This is a genomic window from Nevskia sp. (assembly GCF_023266035.1).
Lineage (GTDB): Bacteria > Pseudomonadota > Gammaproteobacteria > Nevskiales > Nevskiaceae > Nevskia.
In genome coordinates, this window is record NZ_JAHFRY010000122.1 from 8,161 (window position 1) to 14,152 (window position 5,992).

A 5,992-nucleotide genomic window follows, 5' to 3' on the forward strand; every position below is an offset into this window, starting at 1 on the left:
ACCGGCCCTTTCTCTGGCTCAAGGACGCGGAGTTTAGGGATGCAACCGCAACGCAACAATCGTTTAGCCCTTATTCCGTCCAAAAAAGCTAAGAAAAGCTAAGAATATTCTCGCTGGTAAGCGGAGATTACTCAGTGCTGGCTGTTCTTGCACCGGCCGGCGCGGGTTTGGCGAGTTCGGTCTGGATCGCTTTCAGCAACTCGGGATTCGACGGCGTGACATCGCTGGCGTAGTGGCCGAGCACCTTGCCGTCGCGGCTGATCAGGTACTTGTTGAAGTTCCACGCCGGCGCTTCGCCGGTCGACGCTTTCAGCTGCTTGTAGAACGGATTGGCGTCCGCGCCGTCGACCTTGGTCTTGCTGTACATCGGGAAGCTGACACCATAGTTGGTCGAGCAGAACTTGGCGATGCTTTCGTCGGTGGCTTCTTCCTGGCGGAACTGGTCGGACGGGAAGCCGAGCACCACCAGACCTTCTGCCTTGTAGGTCTTGTAGAGCTTCTCGATGCCTTCGAACTGCGGCGTGTAGCCGCAACGGCTGGCCGTGTTGACCACCAGCACGACCTTGCCGGCGTAGCTCTGGCAGAGGTTTTCGCTGCCACCGAGCAGACGCTTCTCATCGTGATTCAGCACGTGGCCGTTGCAATCGACGGCCTGGGCCGGCGAGGCGAGGGCGAACAGCGAAACGGCTGCTGCCAGGAAGAGGGCGTTACGCATCGTGAAGCTCCAGGGAACTGACAGGGGAATACAATGCCGCGCCGCTGGGCTGTGCTCAGGGCTGCAGGCGGGAGTTCGGTTTCGTGATCCACTGCAGGCTGATCGACCGCTGGATGATACCGGCTTGCCTTCCTGAACCTCATGTCTGAACTCGCTTTGCCCGCGCCGCTATGGCGCCGTTTCGCGGCCTCGATCTATGACGGCCTGTTGCTGGTCGGCCTGTGGATGGTCACCTTGCTGCTCAGCTTGCCGTTGAACAAGCTGTTCGATCTCGGCCCCGGCAACGCTTTGACGCGCGCCATGCTGTTTGCCGTCGGTTTCGGATTCTTCGCCTGGTTCTGGACCCGGGGCGGCCAGACCTTGGGCATGCGCGCCTGGCGCCTGCAGCTGCGCCGCGAGCATGGTGAACTGCTGCGCCTGCCGATCGCCGCCGTGCGTTACGTGGCGATGATGATCTGGTGGGGGCTGGTGCTGACGCCGCTGGCCGTGCGGATGATCGATCGCATTCCGAAGCTGGCCGTGCTGGCGCCGAACGCCGACGTGGTGGCGGTACTGGCGCTGATCGTCGTCGTGCTTGCGCTGATCGCTTGCCGGCTCGATGGCCGCCGCCGTCTGCCGCATGACTGGATCGCCGGCAGCGAAGTGGTACTGCTGCCAGCCAATCCGTTTCCGGCCGAAAAGAAGCGCCGAAAATAATCTGTATCTGACCCCAATTGCTCCAATTGCTTTTAGCGGGCGGCGCGCAGACGCCAGGTGGCGATGATGGCGAGCAGGAAGGTGGGCAGGCCGGCTGCCATCGGCGCTGGCCAGCGGTACAGGTCACCAATGCTGACCGACACCTTGTTGAGCACGTAGAAGACGATGCCGACCATCACGCCGGCGATCAGCCGCTGGCCGGCGCCGGAGTCGCGCAGGGTGCCGACCACGAACGGTACCGCGAACAGCATCATCACCATCACCGTCAGCGGTTCGATCAGCTTGCGCCACAGCCAGATGCGGTACTTGGTCGCATCCAGCTTGTTGTCGTCCATGTAGGCCACCAGGTTGTACAGGCCGCGGACCGACAGCACGTCGCCTTCGAGAATGAACAGCTTGAGCACGTTCGGGGTGATCGAGCCGGTGATCTCGATCTGGTCGAGCTTGACCACCTTGGCATGGTCGCCGCTCAGCTCGGTGCGCTTGATGCCGGTCATCAGCCAGCGGCCGTCGACATAGCGGGCCTCGTCGACGGTCGACACCTGGGTCAGGCTGCCGTCGGCGGCGGTGCGGAACACGGTGAGGTCGCGGCCATGGTCTTCGGCGAGCAGGCTGCGGATGCGCAGGATGTTGTCGGCGTCGCGCAGCCACAGCGAGCGATCCAGCGTGCCGCGTTCGCCACGTGCGTCGTCACGTAGTTCGTCAGCCAGACGCTCGCCGGTGGGGCCCAGCCAGTCACCCAGCACATAGCCGAAGGCGCCGAGCATGGCGCCGGCCGTCAGGGTCGCGCCGCCGATCCTGAGCATCGACACACCCGCTGCGCGCATCGCCGTCAGCTCGCTGCTGCGGGCCAGTGCGCCGATGCCGAGCAGGCCGCCGAGCAGGGCGACGATCGGCAGCAGGATGTACAGGCTCGACGGCATCATCAGCAGGCTGTACTGAACCACCTGCAAGACCCCGTAAGTGCCCTTGCCGGTTTCGCCGATGTCCGAGATGAACACCACCAAGGTGTAGATCGTCACCAGACCGAGCGCGACCAGGCCAGTCAGCGCCAGCACCGTGCGGATGATGTAGCGGTCGAGCTGGTTCATGCGATCACCTGCTGGCGGCGGCGGATCATCCACAGCGCCGCGCCCAGCACCAACGCATGCGCCCACCACAGGCCGAAGCCGGTCGGCATCTGGCCCTTGCCGATCCAGGCCTGGCCGACACCGAGCAGGTTGGTATAGAGCAGGTAGGCGAGGATGCCGAAGACGATCTTGCTGTAGCGGCCCTGGCGCGGCCGCAGATGCGACAGCGGTACCGCGAGCAGCGCCAGGATCAGCACCGATACCGGCGCGGCGATGCGGAAATGCAGTTCCGCCAGATCCTTCGGATCATCGCTGCCGAGCAGCGCGGCGGTCGGGCTGAGCTTGCGCTGGTTGTTGAGATAGGTGAACGGCGGCGGCGACAGTCGCAGGGTCAAGGCGTCGAAGTTGGTCACTTCGTAGGCGGCATTACCGGGCGTGCCGGAATAGCGATGGCCGTTGCGCAAGGTGACCACGCGTTCGCCGGTGGCGGTGTCGATCTGCTGATCGCCGTGATCGGCGACGACGACGCTGGACGCTGCCGTTTCCTCGATCTCGGCGAATACCCGGCCCAGGTCGCGGCCATCGGCACTGATCGAGTCGGTGTAGAACACCGCGCGGCCGCCGGCCACGGTCTTGAACTGGCCAGCCTCGAAGGGCGTGAACTGCACCAGCCGCTTGGCATCCTTGACCAGAAAATCCGCCTGCCGGCCCGCCCAGGGGCCGATCGAGAACGACAGCGCCGCGGTCAGTCCGGTCAACACCGCAGCCAAACCCAGAAAGGGCCGATACAGGCGGCCGAGCCCCGATCCGCAGGCGGTCATCGCGGTGATTTCGTTATCGCTGTACAGCCGGCCGAGCGACAGCATGATGCCGAGCAGCAGCGACACCGGGATCAGGATCACCAGATAGCGGAGGCTGGACAGCAGCGCGACGTTCATCAGCAGCTCGCGCGGCAACTCGCCCTTGGCGGCGACGCCCAGCACGCTGGCGAAACGGGTGGCGATCATGATCGCCAGCAGGATGAAAGTGACGGCCGCCCACGCGGACAACACTTCGCGCAGCAGGTAGCGGTCGAGAATGCGCTGGTTCATTAAAGATGACGGTTCACGGCCCCTATCGTAACTGACCATAAGCCGATGCTGGCGAGCCACCGGGAAACGAAAGCAGGACCGCGACGCCAGCAAAAGCCGTCTGGAATCCCCTGGAAAAACTTTCCGTCAAGGAACTGGATCACAGTTTCTGGCAAAGCAATTGCAGGCACGTTGATGGGAATTCATCAGAATCGGTGAAAAAGACAGGTTCTTGACGAAAGAAGCACTCAATTCACAACTCTGGTAAAAAAAAACCGCTAGCAAAATCGTGATATTTCGCTAGATTCGGATAAGCAAATTTAACTTCTCAGATCGACAGCCGACCTGCCGAGTCTCTCTATTCAATTCCTAAAACTGAAAGATCAAAATGGAATACTTCGTCAAGAGCGGCAACCCCGAGAAACAGCGCGTTGCCTGCGTCATTGTCGGCATCTTTGATCGCCGAAACACCACCGAGGCGGCCGAAACAATCGACAAAGCCAGCGACGGTCTGCTCGGCAGCATCATGCGTCGAGGGGACATGGACGGCAAACTCGGCCGCACTGTTGTCCTGCACAACGTGTCCGGCGTGTTCTGCGATCGCGTGCTGCTGGTCGGCCTCGGCAAGGAGCGTGATTTCGATGAAGCGGCGTTCCGCAAGGTTCATTCGGCGGCCGCCAGAGCGCTGCGCAATACCGGGGCGATCGACGCCGTCAGTTATCTGACGCATCTGCCGGTCAAGGGCCGTGACTATCAGTGGAACGTGCTGCAGGCGGCGCTGGCTACCGGTACCGAGTTCTATCGTTTTGACGAAATGCGCGGCGAGAAGTCGCGTGAAGACATCGTGCTGCCGAAGATCGAGCGCCTGACCTTCGACGTGCCACGGCGCAGCGATCTGCCTGCCGGCGAGAAGGGACTGCAGGAAGCGCAGGCGATCACCGAAGGCGTTTCGCTGGCCAAGCGGCTGTCGAACCTGCCCGGCAATATCTGCACGCCGACCTTCCTGGCCCAGACCGCCATCGATCTCGGCAAGAAGTACGAGTTTACGGTCAAGATTCTCGAAGAGTCGGACATGGAAGCGCTCGGCATGGGCGCGCTGTTGTCGGTGAGCCGCGGCAGTCGCCAGCCGGCGAAGCTGATCATCATGGAATACCTGAAGGGCACGGCGGGCGAAGCGCCGATCGCGCTGGTCGGCAAGGGCCTGACCTTCGACGCCGGCGGCATCTCGATCAAGCCGGCTGCGAAGATGGATGAAATGAAGTTCGACATGTGCGGCGGCGCCAGTGTCATCGGCGCTTTCGCGGCGATGGCCGAACTGAAGCTTTCGATCAACGTCATCGGCGTCGTCGCGGCGAGCGAAAACCTGCCCGATGGCGCGGCGAGCAAGCCGGGCGACATCGTCACCAGCATGGCCGGTATCACCATCGAAGTGCTGAACACCGATGCCGAAGGTCGCCTGATCCTGTGCGATGCGCTGACCTACACCGAGCGCACCTACGACCCGCGCATCTGCATCGACATGGCCACGCTGACCGGTGCCTGCGTCGTTGCGCTTGGCAGCCACGCCTCGGGTCTGTTCTCGAATCAGCCGGGTCTGGCACGCCAGCTGCTGGCGGCTGGCGAGCAGATCGGCGATCGCGCCTGGGAACTGCCGTTGTGGAACGAGTACGACGGCCAGATCAAGAGCGAATTCGCCGACATCGCGAACATTGCGACGGTCGGTGCCGGTGAAGCGGGCGCAATCGTTGCCGCCATGTTCCTGCATCGCTTCACGAAGAAGATGAAGTGGGCGCATCTCGATATCGCCGGAACTGCCTGGCATGGCAAGGCGGCGACCGGTCGGCCAGTGCCGCTGCTCACCCAGTACCTGATCAACGTGGCGGCAAAGCGCGGCGACGACTGACCCGCATTGGCGGCATGACGGTTCAGGCCGTCATGCCGCCACTGTTCGAGCTTTCAGAACGAGAAAACCCTGCATCCGGTGAGCCCGGATGCAGGGTTTTTAACGAACGCTCCGGTTCGGGAACTCAGCCCCGCTGCGGGGCAGGCTCCGATCCCGCTTCAAGCTCGGCGGCCGGCGTTTTCGCCTTGTGGGCACTGGCAAGCCACATGTACATCGCCGGCACCACGAACAGCGTGAACACCGTACCGATGGTGATGCCGGTGGCGATCACCAGACCCATGTGATTGCGGCCGACGGCGCCGGCACCGCTGGCGATGACCAGCGGCATGACGCCGAGCACCATCGCAGCGGTGGTCATCAGGATCGGCCGAAGACGGGTTTCGGCGGCGATCTCGATCGCTTCACGCTTGCTGTGGCCCAGCGCTACCTGCTCGTTGGCGAACTGCACGATCAGGATGCCGTGCTTGGCGATCAGGCCGTCCAGGGTCACCAGTCCCACCTGCGTGTAGACGTTCAGCGTGGCGAAGTCCAGGAAGAT

6 protein-coding genes are annotated in these 5,992 nt (G+C 62.9%); 2 read left to right on the plus strand and 4 right to left on the minus strand.

Annotation, left to right across the window (positions count from 1 at the left end; genetic code table 11):
- Nucleotides 1-127: 127 nt before the first annotated feature.
- Complete coding sequence (locus Q0D45_RS16965) at nucleotides 128-715, minus strand: glutathione peroxidase (protein ID WP_293395454.1); 588 nt, start codon at nucleotides 713-715, stop codon at nucleotides 128-130.
- A gap of 141 nt (nucleotides 716-856) precedes the next feature.
- Between Q0D45_RS16965 and Q0D45_RS16970 the strand changes: the two genes are divergently transcribed.
- A complete protein-coding gene (locus Q0D45_RS16970; protein ID WP_293395457.1) occupies nucleotides 857-1,411 on the plus strand; it encodes an RDD family protein in 555 nt (184 codons plus the stop codon).
- Between the two features lie 32 nt (nucleotides 1,412-1,443).
- Here Q0D45_RS16970 and lptG read toward each other — a convergent pair whose 3' ends face one another.
- On the minus strand, nucleotides 1,444-2,502 hold the full coding sequence (gene lptG / locus Q0D45_RS16975) for an LPS export ABC transporter permease LptG (RefSeq protein ID WP_293395460.1): 1,059 nt from the start codon (nucleotides 2,500-2,502) through the stop codon (nucleotides 1,444-1,446).
- Complete coding sequence (lptF, locus tag Q0D45_RS16980; RefSeq protein WP_293395463.1) at nucleotides 2,499-3,572, minus strand: LPS export ABC transporter permease LptF; 1,074 nt, start codon at nucleotides 3,570-3,572, stop codon at nucleotides 2,499-2,501. Before lptF ends, lptG begins: the two co-directional genes overlap by 4 nt.
- A 367-nt stretch (nucleotides 3,573-3,939) precedes the next feature.
- Between lptF and Q0D45_RS16985 the strand changes: the two genes are divergently transcribed.
- Nucleotides 3,940-5,454 carry a leucyl aminopeptidase gene (locus Q0D45_RS16985; protein ID WP_293395466.1) on the plus strand — a complete coding sequence of 505 codons (1,515 nt, stop codon included), beginning with the start codon at nucleotides 3,940-3,942 and terminating at the stop codon, nucleotides 5,452-5,454.
- 124 nt (nucleotides 5,455-5,578) lie between these two features.
- Here Q0D45_RS16985 and Q0D45_RS16990 read toward each other — a convergent pair.
- A partial coding sequence (locus Q0D45_RS16990) for an efflux RND transporter permease subunit (protein WP_293395469.1) occupies nucleotides 5,579-5,992 on the minus strand: 414 nt, incomplete at its 5' end.